We start from the raw sequence: 24,086 nt of genomic DNA, 5'->3' as shown, positions 1-24,086 counted from the left end.
GAGCATGCGCACACGGATCGCCGTGCTGGCGACCGCCGCCGCGGCGAGCCTGACCGTCGCCGCCTGCGGATCGTCGGACGACGGTGACGACGCGCCCGCGTCGAGCGCCGCCGCGACGACCGCGACCGCCGCGACGACGACCGCCGCACAAGCGCCGGAGGTCGCCAGAGCGCTCGCGCGGCCGACCTCGATCGGGATCGACGAGCCGCTCAGAGGCCCGATCGCCAGAGACAAGACGATCTGGTGGATCCAGTGCTCGTCGCCGGCCTGCGTCGCGCTGACGAAGCCGCTGAAGGCGGCGACCGACGCCGTCGGCTGGCAGCTGAGAGTCGTCAACGCCGGCCTCACGCCGGAGACGGTCAAGGCCGCCTGGGACCAGGCCGCCAAGGGCGACCCCGACGCCGTCATCGGCAGCGGCTTCTCGCGCGCGCTGTACGAGCCGGAGCTGAAGGCGCTCGCCGACCGCGGCGTGCCGGTCCTCAACATGACGACCGCCGACCCGCCCGAGGACGGCTACGCCGCGACGCAGAACTACGGCCCCGACTTCCTCGCCGCCGGCGAGCGGCTCGGCGCCTACGTGCTCGACAGAGGCGGCGACGACGTGCACGCCGCCTCGTTCACGATCAGCGCCTTCGCCAACCTCGGCTTCGTCGCGAGAGGGTTCAAGGAGACGATCGAGCGCGACTGCGCCGACTGCACCGTCGACGATGTGACGGTGCCGGCGACGAGCCTCGGCAACGACCTGCCGACGCGCGTCTCGACCTACCTCCAAGGCCATCCCGACGTCAACTGGGTCTACCTCGGCTACGCCGACATGATGGTCGGCGTGCCGCCGGCGCTGGCCTCGGCCGGGGTCTCCAGAGACGTCCGCTTCGTGACGCTCGACAGCCTCCCGACGACGGCGCAGTACATGGCCGACGGCAACTACCTCGTCGCCGCCGAGGGCTCGCCGAAGCCGGAGATGATGTGGCGCCACGTCGACTTCCTGCTGCGCCACTTCAACAGAGAGCCGACCGAGCCGGCGACCGCGCACACGCTGCCGACGTGGACGCTGACGGCCGACACGCTGCCGAGCACGACCGACGACTTCCCGCTCGTCGAGGACTACGAGGCGCAGTACAGAGCGCTGTGGGGGGTGTCGGGATGACGGCCGTCGCGACCGAGACGCTGATCGCGATCGAGGGGGTCGGCAAGACCTTCCCGGGCCAGCGCGCGCTCGCCGACGTCTCCTTCGAGATCGAGCGCGGCGAGATCCACGCGCTCGTCGGCGAGAACGGCTCCGGCAAGTCGACGCTCATCAAGATCCTCGCCGGCTTCCACGAGCCCGACCCCGGCTCGCGGATCGCCGTCGCCGGGGAGGAGCTGAAGGCGCTCGCGCCGGCCGACGTGCGCCGGCTCGGGCTGCGCTTCGTGCACCAGGACCTCGGCCTCGTCGCGGAGCTGAGCGCGGCCGAGAACGTCGGCCTCGCCTCCGGCTTCGCCAAGCGCGGGCCGAAGGTCGACTGGGCCGGCCAGTGCCGCCGCGCCGACGCGCTGCTGGCGCGGATCGGCGTCGAGGTTGACGTCGAGCTGCCGGTCGCCGAGCTGAGAGCGGTCGAGCGCAGCGCGATCGCGATCGCCCGCGCGCTCGACGAGCTGCATGGCGAGATCCGCCTGCTGGTGCTCGACGAGCCGACCGCGGCGCTGCCGCCGGCCGAGGTCGACGCGCTCTTCCGCGTCTTGCGCGAGGTGCTGGAGCAGGGCGTCTCGATCCTCTACGTCTCGCACCGCCTGGAGGAGATCCTCGGCCTCGCCGACCGCGTCACGGTGCTGCGCGACGGCCGCTGCAAGGGCACCTTCCCGATCGCCGGGATGGACCGCGCGCGGCTCGCCGAGCTGATCGTCGGCGAGGAGGTCGAGGCCGACGCGGCGCAGCGGCCGCCGTCGTGTGCGACGGAGGAGCGCGCGCTGACGGTGCGCGGGATGCGCGGCGCGGTGCTCGACGGCGTCGGCTTCGAGCTGCGGCGCGGCGAGGTGCTGGGGATCGCCGGCCTCTCCGGCTCCGGCCGCGAGGAGCTGGCGGCGGTGCTGACCGGCGCCGCCCCCGGCCAGATCGAGCTGGTCGACGGCGACGGCAGAACGTGGTCGGGGATGACGCCGAAGCGGGCGAAGCAGCTCGGCCTCGCGCTCGTGCTCGCCAACCGCCATCCCGACGCCGCGATCGGGCAGTTCTCGATCCGCGAGAACGTCTCGCTCGCGCAGCTGCCGTCGTACGTGCGCGGCGGGCGGGTGCGCGGGGCGCAGGAGCGCGGCGCCGTCGAGCGCTGGATCGCCGACCTCGACATCCGCCCCGACGACCCCGACCGCCTCTACTCGTACCTGTCGGGCGGCAACAAGCAGAAGGTCATCCTCGCGAAGTGGCTCAACACGAGCCCGCGCGTCTTCGTGATGGACGACCCCACCAGCGGCGTCGACATCGGCGCTCGCCACGGCATCTACGGCCTCGTGCGCGAGCAGGCGGCGACCGGCGCCGGCTTCGTCGTCTGCTCCTCGGACCTGGAGGACTTCGTCGGCGTCTGCGACCGCGTGCTGGCGCTCGTCGGCGGCCGTGTGGCGGCCGAGCTGAGCGGCGCCGAGATCACCGAGAACCGCCTGCTGCAGGCGATCGTCACTCAAACGGGAAAGAACGCATGAGCCAGAACGTCGTCAACGCTGAGGTGCCGAGCGCGGCTCGCGGCCGCAGAGCGCCGGCCGCCCGCCGGTTCGCGCGCGGCCTCTCCTTCAGAACGATCGGCGCGGTCTACGTCTGGCTGCTGCTGATCGCCGTCTTCGCGATCTGGATCCCCGACCTGTTCCTGCGCGAGGAGACGCTCAAGACGGTCCTCAACCAGTACTCGATCACGGCGCTGGCGGCGCTCTCGATCGTCGTGCCGCTGACGACCGGCGTCTTCGACCTCTCGATCGGCTCGACGATGGGGCTGGCCGGGATCCTGTCGGCGTGGCTGCTCGGCAACACCGACCTCAGCCCGCTGATCGTCGTCCTGCTCGGCGTCGGGGCCGGCGCGCTCGTCGGCCTCTTCAACGCGCTGATCGTCGTGCGGATGAAGATCGACTCGTTCATCGGCACGCTCGCGACCGGCTCGATCCTCGCGGCGATCACGCTCGGGATCTCCGGCGACCAGATCCTCACCGAGCGCGTCGCGGGCGGCTTCAGCGACATCGCCTCCAGAGACATCGGCGGCATCCAGCTGCCGGTCCTCTACATGATCGTGCTGATGATCGCGATCGGCTTCTTCCTCGAGCAGACCGCGTCGGGCCGCTACTGCTACGCGACCGGTTACAACCCGGAGGTGACGCGGCTGGTCGGCGTCAGCGTCGATCGCGTGCGCACGCTCGCGCTCGTCTTCTCCGGCTGCGTCGCGGCCTTCGCCGGCGTCGTGCTGACGGCGCGGATCCAGGCCGCCGACCCGGCAAACGGCCCCTCGTACATGATCCCCGCCTTCTCGGCCGCCTTCCTCGGCGCGACGCAGTTCCGCCACGGCCGCTTCAACCCGTGGGGCACGATCGTTGCGGTGCTGATGCTCGGCACCGGCTCGGTCGGGCTGCTGCTGGCCGGCGCGCCGACGTGGGCGCCGCAGATCTTCCAGGGCGCCGTCCTGATCGCCGCCGTCGGCGTGACGGTGATCCAGCGCCGGCCGAAGGCCGACGCCGAGACCGCCAAGCCGGCCGAGCCGGAGCCCGCCCCCTCAGCTGCCTGAGGGAGCGGGGACGCGCACGCGCAGCCGGCGGATCGCGCCGCTGCGCTCGCGCTCGGCCTGCTCCGGCAGCCACGTGCCGGAGGTGCAGACGAACAGGTCGCGGCCGTCGGCGCCGCCGAGCGCGACGGCGTAGGGGTCGGCGATGGCGAGGCGGTCGGTGATCGCCCCGCCGGCGTCGACGCGGATCACCTCGGCGCTGAACGGCGAGGCGACCCAGATGCCGTCCTCGCCGTCGATCGCGAGCCCGTCGGGGAAGACGGAGGCGTCGAACTCGACCAGCGTGCGGCGCCGCGACAGCGCGCCGTCGGCCGGGTCGAGCGCGAAGGCGGTCAGGCGGCCGGGGGCGGCGCGCGTCTCGGCGACGATCAGCGTCGCTCCGTCGCCGCTGACGACGAGCCCGTTGGCGAACAGCAGCCCCTCGGCGGCCGCGACGGCGCTGCCGTCGGGCTGCACCAGCGCGAGCGCCGCCGGCTGGGGCGGATCGGGCGGTGCGCTGGCGTCGCCGTAGTTGCCGACGTAGGCGCGGCCGTGGCGGTCGACGACGAGGTCGTTGACGTGCCAGCTGGCGATCGCCGACAGGTCGGCGTGCTCGGCGAGCGTGCCGTCGTGCTCGCGCCGCAGCAGGCGGCGGTCGTGCGTCGAGGCGATCAGCAGGCGGCCGTCGGGCAGGAAGCCGAGGCCGGAGGGGCGCCCGGGGACGGACGCGACGCGCTCGGGCGCGCCGCCGCCGTCGGGGTCGAGGCGCAGCACCTCGCGGGCGTGGGTGTCGGAGAACCACAGCGCGCCGTCATGCCAGCGCGCGCCCTCGGGGAAGGCGAGTCCGGTCGCGAGGGTCTCCACGGCAGGGTCGGTCATGACGGCACACTAGCGCACCAAACGAGCGCTTGGTAGATTGTTGGCCGCCGCGGCCGCCGTCCGGCCGCGCGAGCGCTGTGAGCGCCGTGAGGAGAGAGAGGGAGATGTCGCACGTGAACGCTGGTGAGGCGATCGGACTCGATCTGGGTCGCCGTGTCGTCGAGTACGACGACGGTGACGCGATCCTCTACGCGCTGGCGGTCGGAGCGCGCGCGAGCGAGCTGGAGCTGGTCTTCGAGCGCGACCTGCGCGTGCTGCCGACCTACGGCCTCGCGCTCGGCCTGTGGGCCCCTGACGAGCTTGGCCCGCGCGGCTTCTATGACATCGCGCAGGCGCTCCACGGCGCCCAGCGGCTCGACGTCTTCGAGCCGCTGCCGCCGCGCGGCAGGCTGGAGCTGGCGGCGCGCGTCTCCAACGTCTGGGACAAGGGCGCCGCGGCCGTCTTCGAGGTCGAGGTCGGCTGCCGGCAGTTCCGCGCCACCTATTCGATCTTCGCCCCCGGCAGCGGCGGCTTCGGCGGCGAGCGCGGGCCGTCGGCCGCGCGCGATCCCGAGCGCGCGCCCGACCTGACCGGCCGCGCCGAGACGACGACCGACCAGGCCGCGCTCTACCGCCTCACCGGCGACCGCCACCTGATCCACATCGACCCCGCGGCGGCGCAGGCGATCGGGCAGCCGCGGCCGATCCTGCACGGCCTCTGCACACTCGCCGTCGTCGTGCGCGAGCTGGCCGCGCTGCGCGGCGCCCACCCCTGCGACCTGAGCGAGCTGGCGGTGCGCTTCTCGGCGCCGGTGCTGCCGGGCGAGTCGATCGAGCTGCGAACGTGGGACGAGGGCGCGGGGCCGCTGCGGTTCGCCGCCGCGACCGCGCGCGGCACCGTCCTCAGCGGCGGATCGGTGGCCTTCGCATGAGCCTCGACGACCGCGACGCCGTGATCGTCGCCGCCGTGCGCACGCCGATCGGCCGTGCCGGCAAGGGCTCGCTGATCGACATGCGCGCCGACGATCTGGCCGCGATCGCCGTCCGCGCGGCGCTGGAGCGGGTGCCGCAGGTGCGGCCGGAGCAGGTCGAGGACCTGCTGCTCGGCTGCGGCCAGCCGGCCGGCGAGCAGGGCTACAACATGGCCCGCGTCGTCGCGCTGCTGGCCGGGCTGCCGGGCACGCCGGGCGTGACCGTCAACCGCTACTGCTCCTCCTCGCTGCAGACGATCCGGATGGCCGCGCACGCGATCCGCGCCGGCGAGGGCGACTGCTTCGTCGCCGCCGGCGCCGAGGCCGTCAGCCGCTACGCGCACGGCAAGGCCGACGGCATGCCGGAGACGAAGAACCCGCGCTTCGACGCCGCCCGCCTGCGCACGGCCGCGCGCGCCGAGGGCGGTGCCGGCGACTGGACGCCGGCCGCCGGGCTGCCCGACGTCTACGTCGCGATGGGCGAGACGGCCGAGAACGTCGCCGAGCACGCCGGCGTCACGCGCGCCGCGATGGACGGGTGGGCCGCCCGCTCGCAGCAGCGCGCCGTCGCCGCGCAGGAGGCCGGCCTGTTCGCGCGCGAGATCGTGCCGGTCACGACGCCGTCGGGCGCCGTCGTCAGCGCCGACGACGGGCCGCGCGCCGGCACGACCGTCGAGAAGCTGGCCGCGCTCAGACCGGTCTTCCGCCCCGACGGCCGCGTCACCGCCGGCAACGCCTGCCCGCTCAACGACGGCGCCGCCGCGGTCGTCGTCACCAGCGCCGCCTTCGCGCGCCGCAACGGGATCGCGCCGCTGGCGCGGATCGTCGCCTCCGGCGTCTCCGCGATCGATCCGGAGATCATGGGCCTCGGCCCGGTCGAGGCCTGTCGCCAGGCGCTCGGTCGCGCCGGCATGACGGTCGCCGACGTCGATCGCGCGGAGATCAACGAGGCGTTTGCCGCGCAGGTGCTGCCGAGCGCCGAGCAGCTCGGGCTCGAGCTCGACCGCCTCAACGTGCGCGGCGGCGCGATCGCGCTCGGCCACCCGTTCGGGATGACCGGCGCGCGCATCATGACGACGCTGCTGCACACGCTCCAGGACGACGACCTGACGATCGGGCTGGAGTCGATGTGCGTCGGCGGCGGCCAGGGGATGGCGATCGTCGTCGAGCGGCTGGCGTAGCCGCGGGGCGCGGCATATGCCGCGCCCCCGTGCCGCGCGCCCTACGCCCGCGAGCTGCCGTCCGACAGTCTGCCGAGCGGTCTCGGCGCCGCTCTTCTCGGCGGCGCCTCCGACGGCGGCCGTCTCGCCGACGGCGGGCATCTCGACACGTCGACCTGCCACACGGCGGCCGCCGCCAGCGGCATCCGGCAGCCGGGGTAGACACCCGGCGCCGTGCCGCTCCAGCGGCCGTCGCCGTCGTAGCGCAGCTCGTCGATCCAGACGTTCGCCTCGCCCGCCTCGTCGAGCGCGAACCAGGCGACCAGCGCCCAGCGGCCGGAGCTGCCGCAGTCGGCCAGCAGGATCTGCTCGTCTCTGATCGGCTGGACCTCGCCGTCGGTCGTCTGGACCTGCGCCTGCGCCTCGATCTGGGCGCGGTCCTCAGCCGTCGGCGCCGGAACGCGGCAGAGCCCGGCGCGCGAGCCGACGGGGATCCCGCCGGGCGAGAAGCCGGGCGGGAGCGTGTTGAAGGTCGTCTCGGCGTGGCGCGTGCGCACGAGCGCGCCGATCTGCGGCCCGCGTCCGTACTGCGATCTGAGCGCCGGTGGGGCGTAGCCGCCGCCGGGCGTCGTCGCGGTCGGCGGCGTCGTCGCCGTGCCGCTGCGCGCCGCCTCCGCGCCGTCGTCGCCGCCCGAGCCGCCGCAGCCGCTCAGCAGCGCCAGCGCCAGCAGCGCGGCGATCGTCGCCCGTCCTCGTCTCACTCCTCCGAGGCTACTGGGCGAGCGCGCGCAGCTCGTGCTTGAGGACCTTGCCGGCGGCGTTGCGCGGCAGCTCCCGCACGAAGGTCACCTGGCGCGGGACCTTGTAGTTGGCCAGCCGCTCGCGGCAGACGGCGATCACGTCCTGCTCGCTGAGCGCGTGGCCGGGCTCCATGATCAGGTAGGCGGCGCCGACCTCGCCGAGGCGCTCGTCCGGCACGCCGACGACGGCACCGGCGACGACGCCGTCGAGCCGCGCGAGCACGTTCTCGACCTCGGCCGGATAGACGTTGAAGCCGCCGACGGTGAACATGTCCTTGAGGCGGTCGGTGATCGTCAGGTAGCCGTGGGCGTCGACGTGGCCGACGTCGCCGGTGTGGAACCAGCCGTCAGGGTCGACCGCGCGCGCCGTCGCCTCCGGGTCGTCGAGGTAGCCGAGCATCACGTTGGGGCCGCGCAGCAGCACCTCGCCGTCCTCGCCGGCCGGCAGCTCGCGGCCCTCGACGTCGGCGATCCGCAGCTCGAAGCCGGCGGTCGGGCAGCCGGCGGTGCGCGAGATCGTCTCCGGGCTGTCGTCCGTGCGGCACATCGTCGCGACGACCGCCTCGGTCAGGCCGTAGGCGGTCAGCACCGCGTCGAAGCTCAGCTCGTCGCGCATCCGCTCGACGAGCGCGACCGGCACCATCGCCGAGCCGGTCACCGCCAGCCGCAGCGAGCCGAGGTCGTGGTCGTCGCGGCGCGGGTGGGCCAGCAGCGTCTGGAAGATCGTCGGCGGGCCGGGCACGATCGTGATCCGCTCGCGCTCGATCGTGCTCAGCGCGGCGTCGACGTCGAAGGTCAGCGCCGGCACGACGGCGGCGCCGTGCAGGAAGCAGACGACGAAGCCGGCCTTGTACCCGAACGAGTGGAAGAACGGGCTGATCACGAGGTAGCGGTCGGCGGCGCCGACCTCGCCGCGCTCGGCCCAGGCGGCGGCCACGTCGAGCGTCTGCCGGTGGGACGACATCGCGCCCTTCGGACGGCCGGTCGTGCCGGAGGTGAAGAGGATGTCGCAGACGTCGTCGGGCGCGACCGCCGCGGCCCGCGCGGCGCCCTCCGCCGCCGGCACCTGCGCGGCGCGCTCCAGCAGCTGCTCCCAGCCGATCTCGCCGGGGTGGGCTGAAGCTGCCTCGCCGAGCGCTCCCTCGAGCGGGATCCGCACGATCAGCTCCAGGTCGGGGAGCCCGCCGACCGGCCCGCGGCCGACGCCGCCGGCGCCCTCGGCGGCGCGCAGCAGCGCGACCGGGTCGCGACCGAGGAAGGAGTCGGGCGCGAACAGCACGCGGCTGCCGGTGCGGTCGAGCACGTCGAGCGCCTCGGCGCCGAGGAAGCGCGTGTTGAGCGGGACGAGCGCGGCGCCGGCGCTGTGCGCCGCGAGCGTCGCGAGGACCCAGTGGTGGGTGTTGGGCGCCCACACGCAGACGCGGTCGCCGGGCTGCACGCCGCTGGCGATCAGGCCGCGCGCCAGCTCGCCGACGCGCGCTTCGAGCTGCGCGTAGGTCAGCCGCGTCGCACCGTCGACGATCGCCTCGCGCGCGCCGAAGCGCCGCGCGGCGTCGCGTACGAGGCCGGGGATCGTCCAGCCGTGGCCCGTCGCGTCAGTCGTCTCGCTCACTGCGTCTCCTCCTCGCCAACCAAAACAAGCAAGTGCTTGGTAGATTACATGGAGCGCTCGACCAGCGGGAGAAAGTCGGCTGAGCGCCCCTGATGTCGGCGCACTGGGTAGGGTTCCGCGCATGGCCCAGAGAAGCAAGCAAACGGCCGCAAGGGGAACCGTGAGAAACGGACGGGCCGCCGAGGGCGGTCGCCAAGGCGAAGTGCTGGCGCTCGCCGCCGGCCTGTTCGCGAGCAATGGCTATTCCGCCACGACCGTGCGCGACATCGCCGACGCCGCCGGGATCCTGTCCGGCAGCCTCTACCACCACTTCGCCTCCAAGGAGGCGATGGCGAACGCGATCCTGACCGCGTTCCTCGACGAGATCCTCGGCCGCTACGACGAGATCGTCGCCGCCGACATGCCCGCGCGCGAGACGTTCGAGGCGCTCGCGACCGCCTCGCTGCTGGCGATGGAGCGCCACCAGGCGGCGATCGTGATCTACCAGAACGACGGCCGCCACCTGGCGTTGCTGGAGAACTTCGCCTACCTGCGCGACGCCGGCGAGCGCTTCGAGCAGGCGTGGGTCGGTGTGCTGCAGCGCGGGATCGAGGAGGGCGAGTTCCGCCGCTCGCTCGATCCGCGCCTGACCTACCGCTTCATCCGCGCGACGCTCTGGACCGTCGCGCGCTGGTACAGACCGGGCGGCCCGCAGAGCGCCCAGGAGATCGCCGACCAGTACCTCTCGATCCTGCTCGACGGGATTGCACGCGGGAAGAAGAAGAAGACGAAGGAATAGCGACCGGGAGAACGGGCGCCAGCCCGTTCTCCCAAGCCCAAGCGGCCCCTAGGCCGATTGGGCCCGCATCGAGCGCGCGTCGTGCCCCGCGAGGTGGTCGCCGCCGACCTCGGCGTTGTGCGCGTGCGCGACGTGGTGGAGGCCGAAGACGGAGTCGATCCCGCTCTGCAGCCCCATCAGGTCCTCGGCCTGGTTGACCGCCTTCTTCGTCAGCGCCAGGCCGAGCCGCGGCATCTCGGCGATCCTGTCCGCGAGCGCCAGCGTCGACTCCTCCAGCTCCGCCCGCGGCACGACGCGGTTGACCATCCCCAGCGACAGCGCCCGCTCGGCGCCGAAGCGCTCGCCGGTGAACAGCAGCTCCTTCGCGAAGCGCGGCCCCATCACCCACGGGTGGGCGAAGTACTCGACGCCGGGGATCCCCATCCGCACGACCGGATCGGCGAAGAAGGCGTCGTCGGAGGCGACGATCAGGTCGCACGACCACGCCAGCATCAGCGCGCCCGCGACGCAGGCGCCTTGCACCATCGCGATCGTCGGCTTCGGCAGCTCGCGCCAGCGGCGGCACATGCCGACGTAGACCTCGGCCTCGCGCGCGATCCGCTGCTCGGCGCCCGCTCTGCCGACGTGGTCCCACCACAGCTGCGCGCGACGCGGGAACGATCTGTCGGTGTCGCGGCCGGGCGAGCCGATGTCGTGGCCGGCGGAGAAGTGGTCGCCGGCGCCGGCCAGCACGATCGCCTTCACCGCGTCGTCGGAGACGGCCTCGTAGAAGGCGTCGTCGAGCGCGTAGGTCATCGCCGAGTTCTGCGCGTTGCGGTATCTCGGCCGGTTCATCCGCACGATCGCCACCGCGCCGCGGCGCTCCGTCACGACGACCTGCTCTGCGTCCTGCCTGCTCATCGCGTCGCTCCCTCGTGCGTCAGTCCGAGCGCCGCGGCGACCCGCGCGCGCTGCCAGTCGGCGTCGCCCCACGCGCGGGCGCTCGCCCACACGCGCTTGGCGAACAGGTGCAGGTCGTACTCGACCGTGTAGGCGATCGCGCCGTGCACCTGCAGGGCGGTCGCGGCCGTCTTCAGCGCCGCGTCGGAGGCGAGCGCCTTCGCCATCGCGACGTCGCGGCCGGCCTGCGGCGCGCCGGCGTCGAGCGACCAGGCCGCGCGCAGCACCGCCGGCGCGGCGAACTCGATCGCCAGCAGCGCGTCGGCGAGCTGGTGCTTGACCGCCTGGAAGGTGCCGATCGCGACGCCGAACTGTCTGCGTTCGTGCGCGTACTGCGTCGCCATCGTCAGCAGCGTGCGCGAGAGCCCGAGCAGCTGCGCCGCGCTGCCGAGCACGCCCCGCTCCCAGGCTGCGGCGAGCGCCGCCGGCTCGGCGTCGAGCGCGGCACCGGCATCCTCGGCGACGCGGCCGGGCGCGCGCGCCCCGTCGATCGACGCGGCCGCCTCGAACGCCGCCGGCGCCACCAGCCGCACGTCCGCATGCGCGGTCGTTTGCTGCTGCTCAGCAACAGCGATCGACCGCGCATCGCCGACCAGCAGCGCGTTGGCGACGCGAGCGTAGGGGACGAGGCCGGAGCCGTCGAGGGCGGCGCCGACGAGGAGGTCGCCGTCGACCAACCGCTCCACGAGCGCCTGCTCCCCGGCGGCCGCCAGCAGCGGGCCGGCGACGAAGGCGGTCTCGACGACCGGCAGCGGCAGCGCCGCGCGGCCCGTCTCCTCCAGCAGCCCGACGAGCGCGCAGGCGTCGAGCCCGAGCCCGCCGGCCTCCTCCGGCACGGCGGCGCCGACGACGCCCATCTCGGCCAGCTGCGCCCACACGCGCCGCACGCGCGCGGCGTCGGCCTCCTCCGCGCCGGGCCAGCCGGCGCGCACGACGGCCGGCGGGCATTCCGCTCTCAACAGGTCGCGCACCGCCTCGCGCAGCGCGGCCTGGTCGCTCGTCAACGCAAAGCGCATGCGAGGCTCCTCACTTCCGGGGCAGGCCGAGCACGCGCTCGGCGACGATGTTGCGCTGGATCTCGTTGGTGCCGGCGTAGATCGGCCCGGCGAGCGCGAACAGGAAGCCGCGCGACCAGGCGTCGTCCAGCTCCGCCTCCGGCCCGAGCAGGTCGAGCGCCGCCTCGTGCAGGCGCACGTCCAGCTCCGACCAGAACAGCTTGTTGAGGCTGGAGCGGGCGCCGGTCGCCGCGCCGGCGGCGATCTCGGTCACCTGCTGCAACGTGAACAGCTGGTAGGCCTCGGCGTCGATCCAGGCGCGCACGACGCGGTCGCGCGCGAGCGCGTCGTCGCCGACCCCTTGCGAGCGCGCCAGCTCGACGAGCCGCTGCGCGGCCGACAGGAAGCGGCCCGGCGAGCGCAGCGTCAGGCCGCGCTCGGAGCCGGTCGTGGCCATCGCGACGCTCCAGCCTCTGTCGACGCCGCCGAGGACGGCGTCGTCGGGCACAAAGGCGTCCTCGAGGAAGACCTCGGCGAAGCCCTCGTCGCCGTCGAGGCGGCCGAAGCCGCGGACGGTCACGCCGGGCGTGTCGAGCGGGACCATGAAGTACGTCAGGCCGCGGTGGCGCTCGCTCTCGGGGTCGGTGCGGAAGAGGCCGAACATGTGCGTGCAGAAGGCGCCGCGCGTCGTCCACGTCTTCTGGCCGGTCAGCCGCCAGCCGCCGCGCTGCTCGTCGCGCACGGCGCGCGCCTTCGTCGCGGCGAGGTCGCTGCCGGCGCCCGGCTCCGACCAGCCCTGGCACCAGAGGTCCTGCGCCGCCGCCATCCGCGGCAGCACGCGCGCCTGCTGCTCGGGCGTGCCGAACTCGAAGATCGTCGGCGCCAGCAGGAAGATGCCGTTCTGCGTCACGCGCATCGGCGCGCCGGCGCGGTAGTACTCCTCCTCGAAGATCAGCCACTCCCACAGCGACGCGTCGCGGCCGCCGTAGTCGCGCGGCCACGAGACGACCGCCCACCCGGCCTCGAACAGCAGCCGCTCCCACTCCAGGTGCTGGGCGAAGCCGACTGCCGTGTCGCCCGACTCGAGGCCGCGCGGCACGTTCGCCTCCAGCCATGCGCGCGCCTCGGCGCGGAAGGCCTCTTCGCCTGCGCTGTAGGTCAGGTCCATCGCTCAGCCGTCCTTGCGCCCGAAGCTGTCGCGCACCTCGTCGGCGACGCCGTCGAGGTTCAGCTCGAAGGTGAAGCCCTGCTCGAAGCGGTAGCTGCGCTTGACATCGACCGGGTCGATCCCGTTCAGCGCCTCCTTCGCGGCACGGATCACGAGCGGGTTCTTCGCCGCGATCTGTGCGGCGACGGCGCGCGCCGCGGCGCGCAGGCCGGCTCTCGGCACGACCTCCAGGACGGAGCCGAAGGCGTGCAGCTCGGCGGCCGTGGCGGTCGCCGACGTGTACATCATCGCCCGCATCTTGTGCTGCGGCACGAGCCGCGCGAGGTGCGTCGCGGCGCCGAGCGCGCCGCGGTCGACCTCCGGCAGGCCGAAGGTCGCGTCGTCGGCGGCGACGATCACGTCGGCGTTGCCGACGAGGCCGATCCCGCCGCCGAGGCAGAAGCCGTGGACGGCCGCGATCACCGGCACCGCGCACTCGTAGACGGCGGCGAACGCGGCGAAGCAGCCGCGGTTGGCGCCGATCAGCGCGCGGTGGCCGCCGCCCTCGGCCTGGATCTCCTTGATGTCGACGCCGGCGTTGAAGCCGCGCCCCTCGGCGCGCAGCACGACGACGCGGACGGCCGCGTCCTCGCCCAGCTCGCGCAGCACGCGCGCCAGCTCGAACCAGCCGGCGACGGGCAGCGCGTTGACGGGCGGGGCGTCGACGACGACCTCGGCGATCCCGTCGTCGTCGACGGTCGCGGTGACGAGCGGTGGCGACATGAGGCAGGCCCTCCTACGGGTGCTGGCTGCTGACGGAGACGACCTCGCCGGTCATGTACGACGCGTAGTCGCTGGCGAGGAAGACGATCACGTTGGCGACCTCCCACGGCTCGGCCGCGCGGCCGAACGCCTCGCGCTCGGCCAGCTCGGCGAGCAGCTGCTCGGAGGAGACCTTCGCGAGGTGGGGATGGATCGCGATGCTGGGGGCGACGGCGTTGACGCGCACGCCGCTGTCGGCGACGTCGAGCGCGGCGCTGCGCGTCAGCGCCATCACACCGGCCTTCGCGGCGGCGTAGTGGGCCTGGCCGGCCTGCGCGCGCCAGCCGATCACGGAGGCGTTGTTGACGATCGCGCCGCTGCCGCGCGCGACCATGTGGCGCAGCGCGGCGCGGGTGCAGCGGAAGGTGCCGTTGAGCGTCACGTCGAGCACCGCCGACCACTGCGCGTCGGTCATCTCGACGATCGACGCCTCGCCGCCGAGCCCGGCGTTGTTGACGAGCACGTCGAGCGCGCCGTAGTCGGCGACGACGGTGTCGACCATCCGCTGCACGTCGGCCTCGACGGTGACGTCGCAGGGAATCGCCAGAGGCCGCTCACCGGCAAGCTCGGCGAGCCGGTCGGCCGCCTCCTGCAGCCGCCGCTCGTGGCGGTCGGAGAGCGCGACGCGCGCGCCTTCGAGCACGCAGCGCTCGGCCGCGGCGTAGCCGATCCCGGTGCCCGCGGCGGCGGTGACGAGCACCGTTCTGCCGGCCAGCAGCGAACGGCCGGCGGGCGGTTGTGGCGTGGTTGCGGTCAAGCGACCCATCTCCTTGTGCGACGCGGCGGCGCCGGCAGGCGCGCCTCTCGGCGGGCATCGTCCCACCGCTGTCGCACCCTAGCGTACCGACCAAGCGCTTGCTAGTTTCGGCCGATGAGAGAGACGGAGAGAACCCCTGCGCGGGACGGCGCGGACGCGGGCGCGTCGCTCGCCGGCCGCACCGCCCTCGTCACCGGCGCCGCCAGCGACATCGGGCGCGCGGTCTGCCGCGAGCTGCACGGCGCCGGTGCGCGCGTCGTCGCGACCGACCTGCGCGCCGAGCCGCTCGACGCGCTCGCCGCCGAGCTGCCCGGCCTCGTCGCGGAGCCGCTCGACCTGCTCGACGCCGCCGCGCCCGCGCGGCTGGCGCGCCACCCCGTCGACGTGCTCGCCGCGGTCGCCGGGCTGCCGGTCGTGGCGCGCTTCGCCGAGCACGACGCCGGCGAGTGGGATCAGCTGTGGGCCGTCAACCTGCGCGCGCCGATGGCGGTCACGCAGGCGCTGATCGCGGGGATGGCGGAGCGCGGCTGGGGGCGGCTCGTCTACGTCTCCTCCGACAGCGCGCGCGCCGGCGCCGGCGGCGAGGCCGTCTACGCCGCGACGAAGGCCGGGCTGCTCGGCTTCGCGAAGTCGGTTGCGCGCGAGCTGGCGCGCGCCGGCGTGACGGCGAACGTCGTCTGCCCCGGGCCGGTCGACACCGCCACCTCGCGCGCGATCCTCGACGAGCGCCCGCGCCTGCTGGAAGGGCTGCTGCGCGCGACGCCGGCCGGCCGCCTCGGCACGCCGGAGGAGGTCGCCGCGGCGATCGGCTACCTCGCCTCGCCCGCGGCCGGCTTCGTCACCGGCCAGGTGCTGAGCGTCAACGGCGGGATCGCGATGGCGTGACGGCGCCGGGCGACGGCCCTCGCGAGGACGCCCACCGTGCCTCGCTTGACGCCACCGCCTCGCCGTGCGTACGCTACCAAGCAAGCATTTGGTCTAGTCGGAGGAGGAGAGACGGTGCGCATGAGAGGAACGGCACGCCTGATCGCGGCACTGATCGCCGCGCTGGCGATCGTGCTGACGGTCGCCGCGTGCGGCAGCAGCGACGACGACGGCGGTGGCAGCACCACCAGCAGCGACGGCGGGGCGGCGACCGCCGCGGCCGACTCGTCGCTGCCGGCGGAGGTCACCGACGCCGTCAGAGAGTTCACGACGCGGCCGACGAGCATCGGCATCGACGCGCCGGTCGAGAGAGAGATCCCGGCCGGCAAGGAGATCTACTACATCCAGTGCGGCTCGCCGGTCTGCGCGACCAACGGCGAGTACCTGAAGGAAGCCGCCGAGGCGGTCGGCTGGACGATAAGACCGGTCAACGCCGGCGTCACGCCCGAGTCGGTCAAGGCGGCGTGGGCGCAGGCGGTCCGCGCGAAGCCCGACGGCGTCGTCGCCTCCGGCTTCCCGCGCACGATGATGAACCCGGAGCTGGAGGAGCTGGAGGCCGCGAGAGTGCCGGTCGTCGACATCTCCGTCACCGACCCGCCCGGCAGAGGCATCTCGGCCGTCTTCGCCGGCACGCCCGACTACGTCGCCGCGGGCGAGCGGCTCGCGAAGTACGCGCTCGTCGAGGCCGGCGGCAAGGACATCAACGCGATGATCGTCGGCGTCGCCGCCTACCCGACGGTGCAGCTGATCGGCAGATCGTTCGGCGAGACGCTGGAGAGATACTGCGACTCCTGCTCGGTCGACGAGCTCGACGTCCCCGCCACGTCGATCGGCAACGACCTGCCGACCCGCATCTCGACCTACCTGCAGGGCCATCCGGACGTCAACTGGGTCGTCAACGGCTTCGCCGACATGTCGGTCGGCGTCCCGGCGGCGCTGCAGTCGGCCGGCGTCGGCGAGGACGTCAAGTTCGTCGGCATCAACAACAACCCGACGACCGCCGGCTACCTGAAGGCCGGGCAGTCGCTCGTCGCCGAGCACATCTACGGCTACCCCGAGCTGATGTGGCGCTCGATCGACTTCCTGATCCGCTCGGTCAACGGCGAGTCGACCGACCCCTCGACGGCGCAGACCTACCCCCACTGGGTCGTCACGAAGGACACGATCCCGAGCACGACCGACGAGTTCCCGACGGTCGTCGACTACAGAGAGCAGTACGAGAGACTGTGGGGCGTCGGCTAGCCCCGGGTCCTACCGCCAGCCGGTCGCCTCGACCGGCTCGTGGCCGCCGATCGCGCCGGTGACGCGGCGCGCGGCGGCCACCAGCGCGGCCGCGTAGCGCGGCACCTCGCGCGGGCCGAAGCGGCTCGGCCGTCCGAACAGCGTCAAGCTCAAGACGACCCGGCCGCCCGGTCCGAAGACCGGCGCCAGCAGCAGCTGCGCGCCGCGCCCGGCGGCGTCGTCGACGACGTGCGCCGGATCCTCGTGCTCGCGCCGCACCAGCTCGGCCAGCTCCATCGCGATGGCGACCCGCTGCGCCGGCTCCTCGGCCTGCGCGAGCCGGTCGAGCACCGCGTCGAGCGGCAGTTGCAGCTCGACGCGGCTGCCGAGTGACCAGCCGCGCAGGCGCACGGCGTGCAGCGCCCGCCGCAGCCGCTCGCGCTCCGCGGCCGGCTCGTCGCCCTGCGCCAGCCATCGCTCGACCGCGTCGTCGGGCGCCCAGGCGAAGAAGATCGTCCCCAGCGGCGGCCGCAGCGGCGCGCGCAGGCCGATCGGGATCGTCGCCGCGAGGTCGGCGAGCGCCGGCTCGGCGCTGCGGTCGAGCACGACCATCTCCTCGCCCAGCGGCGCCGTCACGAAGCAGCCCAGCTTCAGCTCGCGCGCAAGCGCCTGCATCTCGTGGCGCGCCTCGGCGAAGCCGCGGTGCTGGCCGGCGCTGGCGGCGCCGAGCGCGACCAGGCGCGGGCCGAGCGACCAGCTCGGCCCGTCGGCGTGGCGGCTGACCAGCTCGGCCGCGGCCAGCTCGGCGAGGATCGCCGCGCACGTCGCCTTGTGGATCTCGAGCCGCTGGGCGATCGCCGACAGGCGGTGACGCGCGGCCGGCTCAGCGGCGAGCAGGTCGAGGATGCGGCTGGCGCGCTCGACAGCGGGGACGGGGGTGGCCATCGCGGCGAGTGTAGTCGCGCACGGGGTCGGCGCGAGCGACTTGACCAAGCGGGCGCTTGGTTCTATCGTCGTCTCTCAAGCCGAACGCTCGTCTTGTGGACAAGACGAGATCGGCCCGACAGAGGAGAGATGTCGTGTTCAAGTTCGACCTGCTGTTCGAGCTGGAGGTCCCGCGGCCGTGGACGCCCGGGAAGGAGCGGGACCGCTTCCACGAGGCGCTGGAGCAGGCCGTCTTCGCCGAGCAGATGGGCTTCTCGACGATCTGGCTCGTCGAGCACCACTTCCTGACCGAGGTCGCGCACTCGTCGGCGCCCGACGCGATGCTGGGGGCGCTGACGCAGCGCACCTCCGACATCCGCCTCGGCTTCGGCGTCGCGCTGATGCCGGGCCGCGTCAACCACCCGATCCGCGTCGCCGAGCGCGCCGCGACGCTCGACATCCTCAGCGACGGCCGCGTCGAGATGGGTACCGGCCGCTCCTCCAGCCCTTACCAGCTGAGAGCGTTCGGCGTGAACGTCGCCGACACGCGCGAGGAGTGGGAGGAGGCGACGAAGCTGCTGCCGGAGCTGTGGACGCGCGAGCAGTTCTCCTACCACGGCAGATTCTTCGACTGGGACGACGAGATCACCGTCGTGCCGCGCGTCGTGCAGCAGCCGCACCCGCCGCTGTGGGTCGCCTCGACCCAGCCTGACACCTGTCAGATGGCCGGCGAGAAGGGGCTCGGGCTGCTGATGCCGTCGCTGACGGCGCCGGAGAACCTCGCGCCGCGGATCGCCGCCTACAAGGAGGCCGTCGCCGCCCCGACCGACCAGATCGGCCACTTCGCCAACGACCAGTGCGCGCTCTTCACCGTCGCCTTCGCGCATGACGACGACGATCGCGCGCGCGTGCTCGGCGGCCAGGCGGGCAAGTGGTACATCGACGTGCTCGGCGAGATCTACGCCAACGACTGGAAGGGCACGCCGCTGGACCAGGTGCCGGACTCCTACCGCTACCACGCCGAGCTGCGGCGCAGACACGGCGCCTCGGGCAACTGGGCGGCCGGGCTCGACATCGGCGGCGGCGGCGACGACGGCTACTCCAACCTGATCGACAGCGGCGCCTTCTGCATCGGCGACCCGGCCAGCGTGACGCGCAAGGTCGAGGCCTTCCGCGCCGTCGGCGGCGACCGCCTCGTCTGCTGCATGCAGCTCGCCGACCTCAAGCACGACGACCTGATGCGCTCGCTCGAGCTGTTCGGCAGAGAGGTGATCCCGGCGGTGCGCGCGGCCGAGGCGGCGGCGGGCGCGCCGGCCGCGAGCTGAGCGATGGCGCCCCGGCCTGAGGTCGCCGCCTTCCTCGACGGGCCGGGGCGGGCGCTCGCGTTCCCGGATCCCCCTCCGGAGATCGGAACCGCCGAGTGCGCGGAGCTGCTGACGCGCCTCCGCGCGCCGCGGCCGGCGCTCCCGCCGACGCGGTCGTTGTGGCAGGTCCGCGACAAGGCGATCGAGGGGCCCGGCGGGGCGCTGACGCTGCGGATCTACGCGTCGGGGCCGCCCGGCGGCGTGGGCGCGGCGCCGGGTCACGGCGGCGGCCGCCCGCTGCTCGTCTACCTGCACGGCGGCGGCTGGGTGATGGGCGACCTCGCGATGCACGACGCGACCTGCCGCGCGCTCGCCGCGCTTGCCGACTGCGTCGTGCTGTCGGTCGACTACCGGCTGGCGCCGGAGCATCCGCACCCGGCGGCGCTCGACGACACCCTCGCCGCGCTCGCCTGGGCGCGTGCCAATGCAGCCGCGCTCGGCGTCGACGCGACGCGGATCGCGGTCGGCGGCAGCAGCGCCGGCGGCAACCTCGCGGCGGCGGTCGCATTGCGGATGCGGGACGAGGCGGCGCGCGCGCCCGCGCGGGCGACCGCCGCGCCGGCGCCGCCCCCGCTCGCCGCCCAGCTGCTGCTCTACCCCGTGCTCGACAGCCGCATGGCGACCGCCTCGATCACCGAGTTCGGCGCCGGCCACCTGCTCGACCGCGCCCAGCTCGCCTTCTACTGGGACGCCTACGCGCCGCTCGCGACCGTCGACCGCACAGCGCCGCAGCTCTCCCCGGCGCACGCCGCGACGCTCGCCGGGCTGCCGCCGGCGGTCGTGCTCAGCGCCGAGCACGACCCGCTGCGCGACGAGGCCGAGCAGTACGCCGCGCGGCTGCGCGGCGACGGCGTGCGCGTCGAGCTGCGCCGCGCGCGCGGCCAGATCCACGGCTTCCTCGCGCTCTTCCAAGGCGACCCGGAGGTCGAGCGGCTGCTCGCTCGTGTCGCGGCCGACCTGGTGCGGCTCCTGGGCTGAGTGATAGGCTTACCAAGCAAGTGCTTGGTCAGTGGTGAGGAGGGCCGATGAGTCAGGGCTTCGACATGGCCTACAAGGTCGTGCTGGTGACCGGTGGGACGAAGGGGATCGGGCGCGCGATCGCCGAGCGGTTCCTCGACGCGGGCGCGACGGTCGTCGTCTGCGGTCGCAGGGCGCCGGAGCGGCTGCCGCGCGGTGAGCGCGGCGAGGCCGTCTTCCTCGCCGCGGACGTGCGCGATCCCGAGCAGGCGGCGGGCGTCGTCGAGCGGACGCTGGAGCGCTTCGGGCAGCTCGACCTGCTCGTCAACAACGCCGGCGGCACGGCCGCCGTCTCGGCGGCGGAGACCTCGCCGGGGCTGGCGCAGTCGATCGTCGCGCTCAACCTGCTGGCGCCGCTGTGGGTCGCCCAGCGCGCCAACGCGGCGATGCAGCAGCAGCCGGGCGGCGGCGCGATCGTCAACATCGGCTCCGTCGCCGGCGAGCGCCCTGCCCACGGCACCGTCCTCTACGCCGCCGCGAAGGCCGGGCTCGCCAACCTCACGCGCGGCCTCGCGCTCGAGTGGGGGCCGAAGGTGCGCGTCAACCAGATCACCGTCGGGCTCGTCGAGACCGACGGTTCGGCCGCCCACTACGGCGGCGAGGCCGGCCTGGCGGCGGTGCGCGGGACGATCCCGCTCGGCCGCATGGCGGTCGCCGACGACGTCGCGGCGGTCTGCATGCTGCTCGCCTCGCCGCTGGCCGCCTACGTCAGCGGCGCCGAGCTGCGCGCCGACGGCGGCGGTGAGAAGCCCGGCTGGCTGGTCGCCGTCGAGGCGGCGACGCGATGATCCACGCGCTCGGCGAGCACGTCCCGCGGATCGACCCGACCGCGTGGGTCCATCCCGACGCGACCGTGATCGGCGACGTCGAGATCGGGCCGCAGAGCAGCGTCTGGCCCGGTGCGGTGCTGCGCGGCGACTTCGGCGCGATCCGCATCGGGGCGCGCACGAGCGTGCAGGACAACGCCGTCCTGCACAGCGGTCCGGCGACCGCGACCGTTGTCGGGGACGACTGCATCGTCGCCCACCTCGCCTTCATCGAGATGGCAGTCGTAGAGGACGCCTGCCTCGTCGGGGTCGGCGCGCACGTGCTGCCCGGCGCCTGCCTGCGCGCGGGCTCGGTCGCCGCCGCGGGCGCGGTGCTGGCGCGCAGCCTGGAGGTCCCAGCCGGCCACCGCGCGCAGGGCGTCCCCGCGGTCGCCGTGCCCTCCGACCACCCCGACCGCGCCTACGTGATGCGCGGCGCGCAGAACTACGTCCTGATGATGCGGCGCTACGTCGAGGCCGGGATCGGCTCGACCGGCGTAGACATTCGACCAAGCGCTTGCTAGGTTCACTCGCGCATCGCATCGAAGGGGAGGAGCAGGGAAGGTGTCCAACAAGCTGATGAGCGAGGAGCAGGTCGTCGCCGAGCTGCGCTCAGGCATGACGATCGGGATCGGTGGCTGGGGCTCGCGCCGCAAGCCGATGTCGCTCGTGCGCGCGATCGCGCGCAGCGAGCTGCGCGACCTGACGGTCGTCGCCTACGGCGGCCCCGACGTCGGTCTGCTGTGCGCGGCCGGCAAGGTCAGACGGCTCGTCTACGGCTTCGTCTCGCTCGACACGATCGCGCTGGAGCCGCATTTCCGCGCCGCCCGCCAGTCGGGCGCGATCGAGTCGGTCGAGTACGACGAGGGCATGCTCTACTGGGGCCTCTACGCGGCCGCCAACCGGCTGCCGTTCCTGCCGACCCGCGCGGGGCTCGGCTCCGGCGTGATGAGCACAAACCCCGATCTCAGAACGGTCGTCTCGCCCTACGGCGACGGCGAGGAGCTGATCGCGATGCCGGCGCTGCGGCTCGACGCCGCGCTCGTGCACCTCAACCGCGCCGACGCCGCCGGCAACGGGCAGTTCCTCGGCCCCGACCCCTACTTCGACGACCTCTTCTGCATGGCGGCCGAGCGTGCCTACCTCTCCTGCGAGCGGGTCGTGCCGACCGAGGAGCTGGCCGCCGCGGCGCCGCTCTCGACGCTGCGGGTCGCGCGCTGGATGGTCCACGGCGTCGTCGAGGCGCCGGGCGGCGCCCACTTCACCTCGTGCGTGCCCGACTACGAGCGCGACGAGGCATTCCAGCGCGCCTACGTCGAGGCGGCCGGCGACCCAGAGCGCTGGCAGCGCTTCGCCGCCCGCTTCCTCGCCGGCGACGAGGCCGGCTACCAGCGCGCGGTCGCTGAGTGGCAGCGAGACGAGGTGGCGGCATGAGCATCGTGACGGCGACCCGCGCGGAGATCTGCGCCGCCGCCTGCGCCGACGCCTGGCGCGGCGACGGCGAGTTGCTCGCCAGCCCCTTCGGCACGATCCCGACGATCGGCGCGCGACTGGCGCGCGCGACCTTCGAGCCCGAGCTGCTGCTGACCGACGGCGAGGCCGCCTTCGCCGCAGGCACGTGGCCGGTCGGCGAGCAGCCGCGCTGGCGCGAGGGCTACGTCCCCTTCCGCACGATCTTCGAGCTGGTCTGGAGCGGCCGGCGGCACGTGATGATGATCCCGTCGCAGCTCGACCGCGCCGGGAACGCGAACATCTCCTGCATCGGCGAGGACTACGACAGACCGACGGTGCAGCTGCTCGGCGTGCGCGGCGCGCCCGGCAACACCGTCAGCCACCCGACCAGCTACTGGATCCCGCGCCACAGCCCGCGCGCGCTCGTCGAGCGGGTCGACATGGTCGCCGGCGTCGGTCCGGCCGCAGCGGCCGCCGCCGGTCCCGCGGCCGCGCGCTTCCTCGACCTGCGCCGCGTCGTCACCGACCTCGCGGTGCTCGACTTCGGCGGTCCCGACGGCACGCTGCAGGTGCGCTCGCTGCATCCCGGCGTGACGCTGGAGCAGGTGCAGGCGGCGACCGGCTTCGAGCTGGCGGCCGACGGCGAGCCGGCGACGACGCGGCTGCCGAGCGACGAGGAGCTGCGGCTGATCCGCGATGTGATCGACCCGCGCGGGCTGCGCGAGCGCGAGGTGCCCAGCCCGTGAGCACCACGCCGCACCCCGCGCTGCACACGCGCCTCTGCGAGCTGACCGGGATCCGCGTCCCGATCGTTCAGACCGGGATGGGCTACGTCTCCGATCCGCGCCTGACGGCCGCGACCGCCAACGCCGGCGGCCTCGGGATCCTCGCCGGCGGCACGATGAGCAGCGCCGAGCTGGCGAGCGCGATCGCGCAGACGAAGGCGCTGACGAGCGCGCCGTTCGGCGTCAACCTGCGCGCCGACCGCCCCGACGCCGCCGCCCAGGTCGACCTGCTGATCCGCGAGCGCGTCAAGGTCGCCTCCTTCGCGCTGGCGCCGAAGCCCGAGCTGATCGCCCGCTGCAAGGAGGCGGGCCTTGTCGTGATCCCGTCGATCGGCGCCCGCCGCCATGCCGAGAAGGTCGCCGCGTGGGGCGCCGACGCGGTCGTCGTGCAGGGCGGCGAGGGCGGCGGCCACACCGGCCCGGTGCCGACGAGCGTGCTGCTGCCGCAGGTCTGCGAGGCGGTCGACATCCCCGTGATCGCCGCCGGCGGCTTCTGCGACGGCCGCGGCCTCGTCGCCGCGCTCGCCTACGGCGCCGCCGGGGTCGCGATGGGCACGCGCTTCCTGCTGACGCAGGAGAGCCCGGTCGCGCAGGCGGTGAAGGAGTCGTACCTCGGCCGCGCCGTCACCGACACGGTCGTCACGAGCGAGGTCGACGGCGTCCCCAACCGCGTGCTGCGGACCGAGGTCGTCGAGCGGATCGAGCAGACGAAGCCGTGGCAGCGGATGACGCGCGCGGCCCGCAACGCGATCGCGTTCCAGCGGCTCTCGGGCACGTCGTGGCCCGACCTCGTGCGCGAGGCGGTCGCGACGAAGCGCGCGCGCGAGCTGAGCTGGAGCCAGGTCGTGATGTCGGCGAACGCGCCGATGCTCTACCGCGCCGGCCTGCACGACGGCCGCGAGGACGTCGGCGTGCTGGCGAGCGGGCAGGTCGTCGGCCGCATCGACGACCTGCCGACCTGCGCCGAGCTGATCGAGCGGATCGTCGCGGAGGCCGGCGCGGTGCTGAGCGCCTTCGAGCAGCAGAAGCAGTGAGCGAGGA

Annotated in this window: 24 protein-coding genes; 15 read left to right on the top strand and 9 right to left on the bottom strand. The window is 74.0% G+C overall.

Annotated features, from left to right (window positions below; genetic code table 11):
* Nucleotides 1–4: 4 nt before the first annotated feature.
* Genes R7226_RS00550 through R7226_RS00540 form a run of 3 tightly spaced genes read left to right on the top strand, consistent with a single transcriptional unit; the run spans nucleotide 5 to nucleotide 3,737 of the window.
* Complete coding sequence (locus tag R7226_RS00550; protein ID WP_318595063.1) at nucleotides 5–1,147, top strand: sugar ABC transporter substrate-binding protein; 1,143 nt, start codon at nucleotides 5–7, stop codon at nucleotides 1,145–1,147.
* Nucleotides 1,144–2,673 (top strand): sugar ABC transporter ATP-binding protein, encoded by a 1,530-nt coding sequence (locus tag R7226_RS00545; RefSeq protein ID WP_318595062.1) that lies wholly within the window; start codon nucleotides 1,144–1,146, stop codon nucleotides 2,671–2,673. Before R7226_RS00550 ends, R7226_RS00545 begins: the two co-directional genes overlap by 4 nt.
* Complete coding sequence (locus R7226_RS00540; protein WP_318595061.1) at nucleotides 2,670–3,737, top strand: ABC transporter permease; 1,068 nt, start codon at nucleotides 2,670–2,672, stop codon at nucleotides 3,735–3,737. Before R7226_RS00545 ends, R7226_RS00540 begins: the two co-directional genes overlap by 4 nt.
* On the opposite strand, the gene R7226_RS00535 is transcribed toward R7226_RS00540, so the two are convergent.
* Nucleotides 3,726–4,592, bottom strand: coding sequence for an SMP-30/gluconolactonase/LRE family protein (locus R7226_RS00535; RefSeq protein ID WP_318595060.1), 867 nt, complete (start codon nucleotides 4,590–4,592; stop codon nucleotides 3,726–3,728). The genes R7226_RS00540 and R7226_RS00535 overlap by 12 nt on opposite strands.
* A 104-nt stretch (nucleotides 4,593–4,696) precedes the next feature.
* Here R7226_RS00535 and R7226_RS00530 point away from each other — a divergent pair, with 104 nt between their 5' ends.
* On the top strand, nucleotides 4,697–5,503 hold the full coding sequence (locus R7226_RS00530; protein ID WP_318595059.1) for a MaoC/PaaZ C-terminal domain-containing protein: 807 nt from the start codon (nucleotides 4,697–4,699) through the stop codon (nucleotides 5,501–5,503).
* Nucleotides 5,500–6,723 carry an acetyl-CoA C-acetyltransferase gene (locus R7226_RS00525; RefSeq protein WP_318595058.1) on the top strand — a complete coding sequence of 408 codons (1,224 nt, stop codon included), beginning with the start codon at nucleotides 5,500–5,502 and terminating at the stop codon, nucleotides 6,721–6,723. The genes R7226_RS00530 and R7226_RS00525 overlap by 4 nt, the downstream gene beginning before the upstream one ends.
* 41 nt (nucleotides 6,724–6,764) lie before the next feature.
* Here the strand turns inward: R7226_RS00525 and R7226_RS00520 are convergent, their stop codons facing one another.
* Both R7226_RS00520 and R7226_RS00515 read right to left on the bottom strand, forming a co-directional pair.
* Nucleotides 6,765–7,463, bottom strand: coding sequence for a hypothetical protein (locus R7226_RS00520; RefSeq protein ID WP_318595057.1), 699 nt, complete (start codon nucleotides 7,461–7,463; stop codon nucleotides 6,765–6,767).
* Nucleotides 7,464–7,473: 10 nt separating this feature from the next.
* Entirely contained in the window at nucleotides 7,474–9,114 is a 1,641-nt protein-coding gene (locus tag R7226_RS00515; RefSeq protein ID WP_318595056.1) for a FadD3 family acyl-CoA ligase, read from the bottom strand.
* A gap of 121 nt (nucleotides 9,115–9,235) precedes the next feature.
* Here R7226_RS00515 and R7226_RS00510 point away from each other — a divergent pair, with 121 nt between their 5' ends.
* Nucleotides 9,236–9,892, top strand: coding sequence for a TetR/AcrR family transcriptional regulator (locus R7226_RS00510; RefSeq protein ID WP_404827729.1), 657 nt, complete (start codon nucleotides 9,236–9,238; stop codon nucleotides 9,890–9,892).
* 48 nt (nucleotides 9,893–9,940) lie between these two features.
* On the opposite strand, the gene R7226_RS00505 is transcribed toward R7226_RS00510, so the two are convergent.
* The 5 genes from R7226_RS00505 to R7226_RS00485 are packed head-to-tail and all read right to left on the bottom strand — an operon-like array spanning nucleotide 9,941 to nucleotide 14,561.
* On the bottom strand, nucleotides 9,941–10,792 hold the full coding sequence (locus R7226_RS00505; RefSeq protein ID WP_318595054.1) for an enoyl-CoA hydratase: 852 nt from the start codon (nucleotides 10,790–10,792) through the stop codon (nucleotides 9,941–9,943).
* Entirely contained in the window at nucleotides 10,789–11,847 is a 1,059-nt protein-coding gene (locus tag R7226_RS00500) for an acyl-CoA dehydrogenase family protein (RefSeq protein ID WP_318595053.1), read from the bottom strand. Before R7226_RS00500 ends, R7226_RS00505 begins: the two co-directional genes overlap by 4 nt.
* Before the next feature lie 10 nt (nucleotides 11,848–11,857).
* Complete coding sequence (locus R7226_RS00495) at nucleotides 11,858–12,994, bottom strand: acyl-CoA dehydrogenase family protein (protein ID WP_318595052.1); 1,137 nt, start codon at nucleotides 12,992–12,994, stop codon at nucleotides 11,858–11,860.
* Between the two features lie 3 nt (nucleotides 12,995–12,997).
* The gene (locus R7226_RS00490; protein WP_318595051.1) at nucleotides 12,998–13,756 is read right to left on the bottom strand and encodes an enoyl-CoA hydratase family protein; all 759 of its coding nucleotides are present in this window, start codon (nucleotides 13,754–13,756) and stop codon (nucleotides 12,998–13,000) included.
* 13 nt (nucleotides 13,757–13,769) lie between these two features.
* Nucleotides 13,770–14,561, bottom strand: coding sequence for an SDR family oxidoreductase (locus R7226_RS00485; protein WP_318595204.1), 792 nt, complete (start codon nucleotides 14,559–14,561; stop codon nucleotides 13,770–13,772).
* Between the two features lie 105 nt (nucleotides 14,562–14,666).
* On the opposite strand from R7226_RS00485, the gene R7226_RS00480 reads away from it, so the two are divergent.
* Nucleotides 14,667–15,437, top strand: a complete 771-nt coding sequence (locus R7226_RS00480; protein WP_318595050.1) for an SDR family NAD(P)-dependent oxidoreductase — start codon at nucleotides 14,667–14,669, stop codon at nucleotides 15,435–15,437.
* A gap of 120 nt (nucleotides 15,438–15,557) precedes the next feature.
* The gene (locus R7226_RS00475; protein ID WP_318595049.1) at nucleotides 15,558–16,718 is read left to right on the top strand and encodes a sugar ABC transporter substrate-binding protein; all 1,161 of its coding nucleotides are present in this window, start codon (nucleotides 15,558–15,560) and stop codon (nucleotides 16,716–16,718) included.
* 9 nt (nucleotides 16,719–16,727) lie between these two features.
* Here R7226_RS00475 and R7226_RS00470 read toward each other — a convergent pair whose 3' ends face one another.
* Nucleotides 16,728–17,642, bottom strand: coding sequence for a helix-turn-helix domain-containing protein (locus R7226_RS00470; protein WP_318595048.1), 915 nt, complete (start codon nucleotides 17,640–17,642; stop codon nucleotides 16,728–16,730).
* A 134-nt stretch (nucleotides 17,643–17,776) separates the two neighbouring features.
* Between R7226_RS00470 and R7226_RS00465 the strand changes: the two genes are divergently transcribed.
* Genes R7226_RS00465 through R7226_RS00435 form a run of 7 tightly spaced genes read left to right on the top strand, consistent with a single transcriptional unit; the run spans nucleotide 17,777 to nucleotide 24,079 of the window.
* Entirely contained in the window at nucleotides 17,777–18,946 is a 1,170-nt protein-coding gene (locus R7226_RS00465) for an LLM class flavin-dependent oxidoreductase (RefSeq protein WP_318595047.1), read from the top strand.
* Nucleotides 18,947–18,949: 3 nt separating this feature from the next.
* A complete protein-coding gene (locus R7226_RS00460; RefSeq protein ID WP_318595046.1) occupies nucleotides 18,950–19,963 on the top strand; it encodes an alpha/beta hydrolase in 1,014 nt (337 codons plus the stop codon).
* A 47-nt stretch (nucleotides 19,964–20,010) separates the two neighbouring features.
* Nucleotides 20,011–20,790 carry an SDR family oxidoreductase gene (locus R7226_RS00455; RefSeq protein WP_318595045.1) on the top strand — a complete coding sequence of 260 codons (780 nt, stop codon included), beginning with the start codon at nucleotides 20,011–20,013 and terminating at the stop codon, nucleotides 20,788–20,790.
* Entirely contained in the window at nucleotides 20,787–21,332 is a 546-nt protein-coding gene (locus R7226_RS00450; protein ID WP_318595044.1) for a gamma carbonic anhydrase family protein, read from the top strand. Before R7226_RS00455 ends, R7226_RS00450 begins: the two co-directional genes overlap by 4 nt.
* Nucleotides 21,333–21,372: 40 nt before the next feature.
* Nucleotides 21,373–22,242 (top strand): CoA transferase subunit A, encoded by an 870-nt coding sequence (locus tag R7226_RS00445; RefSeq protein ID WP_318595043.1) that lies wholly within the window; start codon nucleotides 21,373–21,375, stop codon nucleotides 22,240–22,242.
* Nucleotides 22,239–23,006: a CoA-transferase subunit beta gene (locus R7226_RS00440; RefSeq protein WP_318595042.1), complete on the top strand. Its 768-nt coding sequence runs from the start codon at nucleotides 22,239–22,241 to the stop codon at nucleotides 23,004–23,006. The genes R7226_RS00445 and R7226_RS00440 overlap by 4 nt, the downstream gene beginning before the upstream one ends.
* Entirely contained in the window at nucleotides 23,003–24,079 is a 1,077-nt protein-coding gene (locus R7226_RS00435; protein WP_318595041.1) for an NAD(P)H-dependent flavin oxidoreductase, read from the top strand. The genes R7226_RS00440 and R7226_RS00435 overlap by 4 nt, the downstream gene beginning before the upstream one ends.
* The last annotated feature ends 7 nt before the right edge of the window (nucleotides 24,080–24,086 follow it).

The organism is Conexibacter stalactiti (assembly GCF_033542075.1).
GTDB classification, from domain to species: Bacteria; Actinomycetota; Thermoleophilia; order Solirubrobacterales; family Solirubrobacteraceae; genus Conexibacter; species Conexibacter stalactiti.
Note: the sequence above shows the minus strand (reverse complement) of the source record. Positions and strands in the feature narration are given on the sequence as shown.

Excerpts from the sequence above, each read along its gene's own strand:
- R7226_RS00550 (WP_318595063.1), top strand. The coding sequence starts at position 5 with ATGCGCACACGGATCGCCGTGCTGGCGACCGCCGCCGCGGCGAGCCTG.
- R7226_RS00545 (WP_318595062.1), top strand. The coding sequence starts at position 1,144 with ATGACGGCCGTCGCGACCGAGACGCTGATCGCGATCGAGGGGGTCGGC.
- R7226_RS00540 (WP_318595061.1), top strand. The coding sequence starts at position 2,670 with ATGAGCCAGAACGTCGTCAACGCTGAGGTGCCGAGCGCGGCTCGCGGC.
- R7226_RS00535 (WP_318595060.1), bottom strand. The coding sequence starts at position 4,592 with ATGACCGACCCTGCCGTGGAGACCCTCGCGACCGGACTCGCCTTCCCC.
- R7226_RS00530 (WP_318595059.1), top strand. The coding sequence starts at position 4,697 with ATGTCGCACGTGAACGCTGGTGAGGCGATCGGACTCGATCTGGGTCGC.
- R7226_RS00525 (WP_318595058.1), top strand. The coding sequence starts at position 5,500 with ATGAGCCTCGACGACCGCGACGCCGTGATCGTCGCCGCCGTGCGCACG.
- R7226_RS00510 (WP_404827729.1), top strand. The coding sequence starts at position 9,236 with ATGGCCCAGAGAAGCAAGCAAACGGCCGCAAGGGGAACCGTGAGAAAC.
- R7226_RS00505 (WP_318595054.1), bottom strand. The coding sequence starts at position 10,792 with ATGAGCAGGCAGGACGCAGAGCAGGTCGTCGTGACGGAGCGCCGCGGC.
- R7226_RS00500 (WP_318595053.1), bottom strand. The coding sequence starts at position 11,847 with ATGCGCTTTGCGTTGACGAGCGACCAGGCCGCGCTGCGCGAGGCGGTG.
- R7226_RS00495 (WP_318595052.1), bottom strand. The coding sequence starts at position 12,994 with ATGGACCTGACCTACAGCGCAGGCGAAGAGGCCTTCCGCGCCGAGGCG.
- R7226_RS00490 (WP_318595051.1), bottom strand. The coding sequence starts at position 13,756 with ATGTCGCCACCGCTCGTCACCGCGACCGTCGACGACGACGGGATCGCC.
- R7226_RS00485 (WP_318595204.1), bottom strand. The coding sequence starts at position 14,561 with ATGGGTCGCTTGACCGCAACCACGCCACAACCGCCCGCCGGCCGTTCG.
- R7226_RS00480 (WP_318595050.1), top strand. The coding sequence starts at position 14,667 with ATGAGAGAGACGGAGAGAACCCCTGCGCGGGACGGCGCGGACGCGGGC.
- R7226_RS00475 (WP_318595049.1), top strand. The coding sequence starts at position 15,558 with ATGAGAGGAACGGCACGCCTGATCGCGGCACTGATCGCCGCGCTGGCG.
- R7226_RS00470 (WP_318595048.1), bottom strand. The coding sequence starts at position 17,642 with ATGGCCACCCCCGTCCCCGCTGTCGAGCGCGCCAGCCGCATCCTCGAC.
- R7226_RS00460 (WP_318595046.1), top strand. The coding sequence starts at position 18,950 with ATGGCGCCCCGGCCTGAGGTCGCCGCCTTCCTCGACGGGCCGGGGCGG.
- R7226_RS00455 (WP_318595045.1), top strand. The coding sequence starts at position 20,011 with ATGAGTCAGGGCTTCGACATGGCCTACAAGGTCGTGCTGGTGACCGGT.
- R7226_RS00450 (WP_318595044.1), top strand. The coding sequence starts at position 20,787 with ATGATCCACGCGCTCGGCGAGCACGTCCCGCGGATCGACCCGACCGCG.
- R7226_RS00440 (WP_318595042.1), top strand. The coding sequence starts at position 22,239 with ATGAGCATCGTGACGGCGACCCGCGCGGAGATCTGCGCCGCCGCCTGC.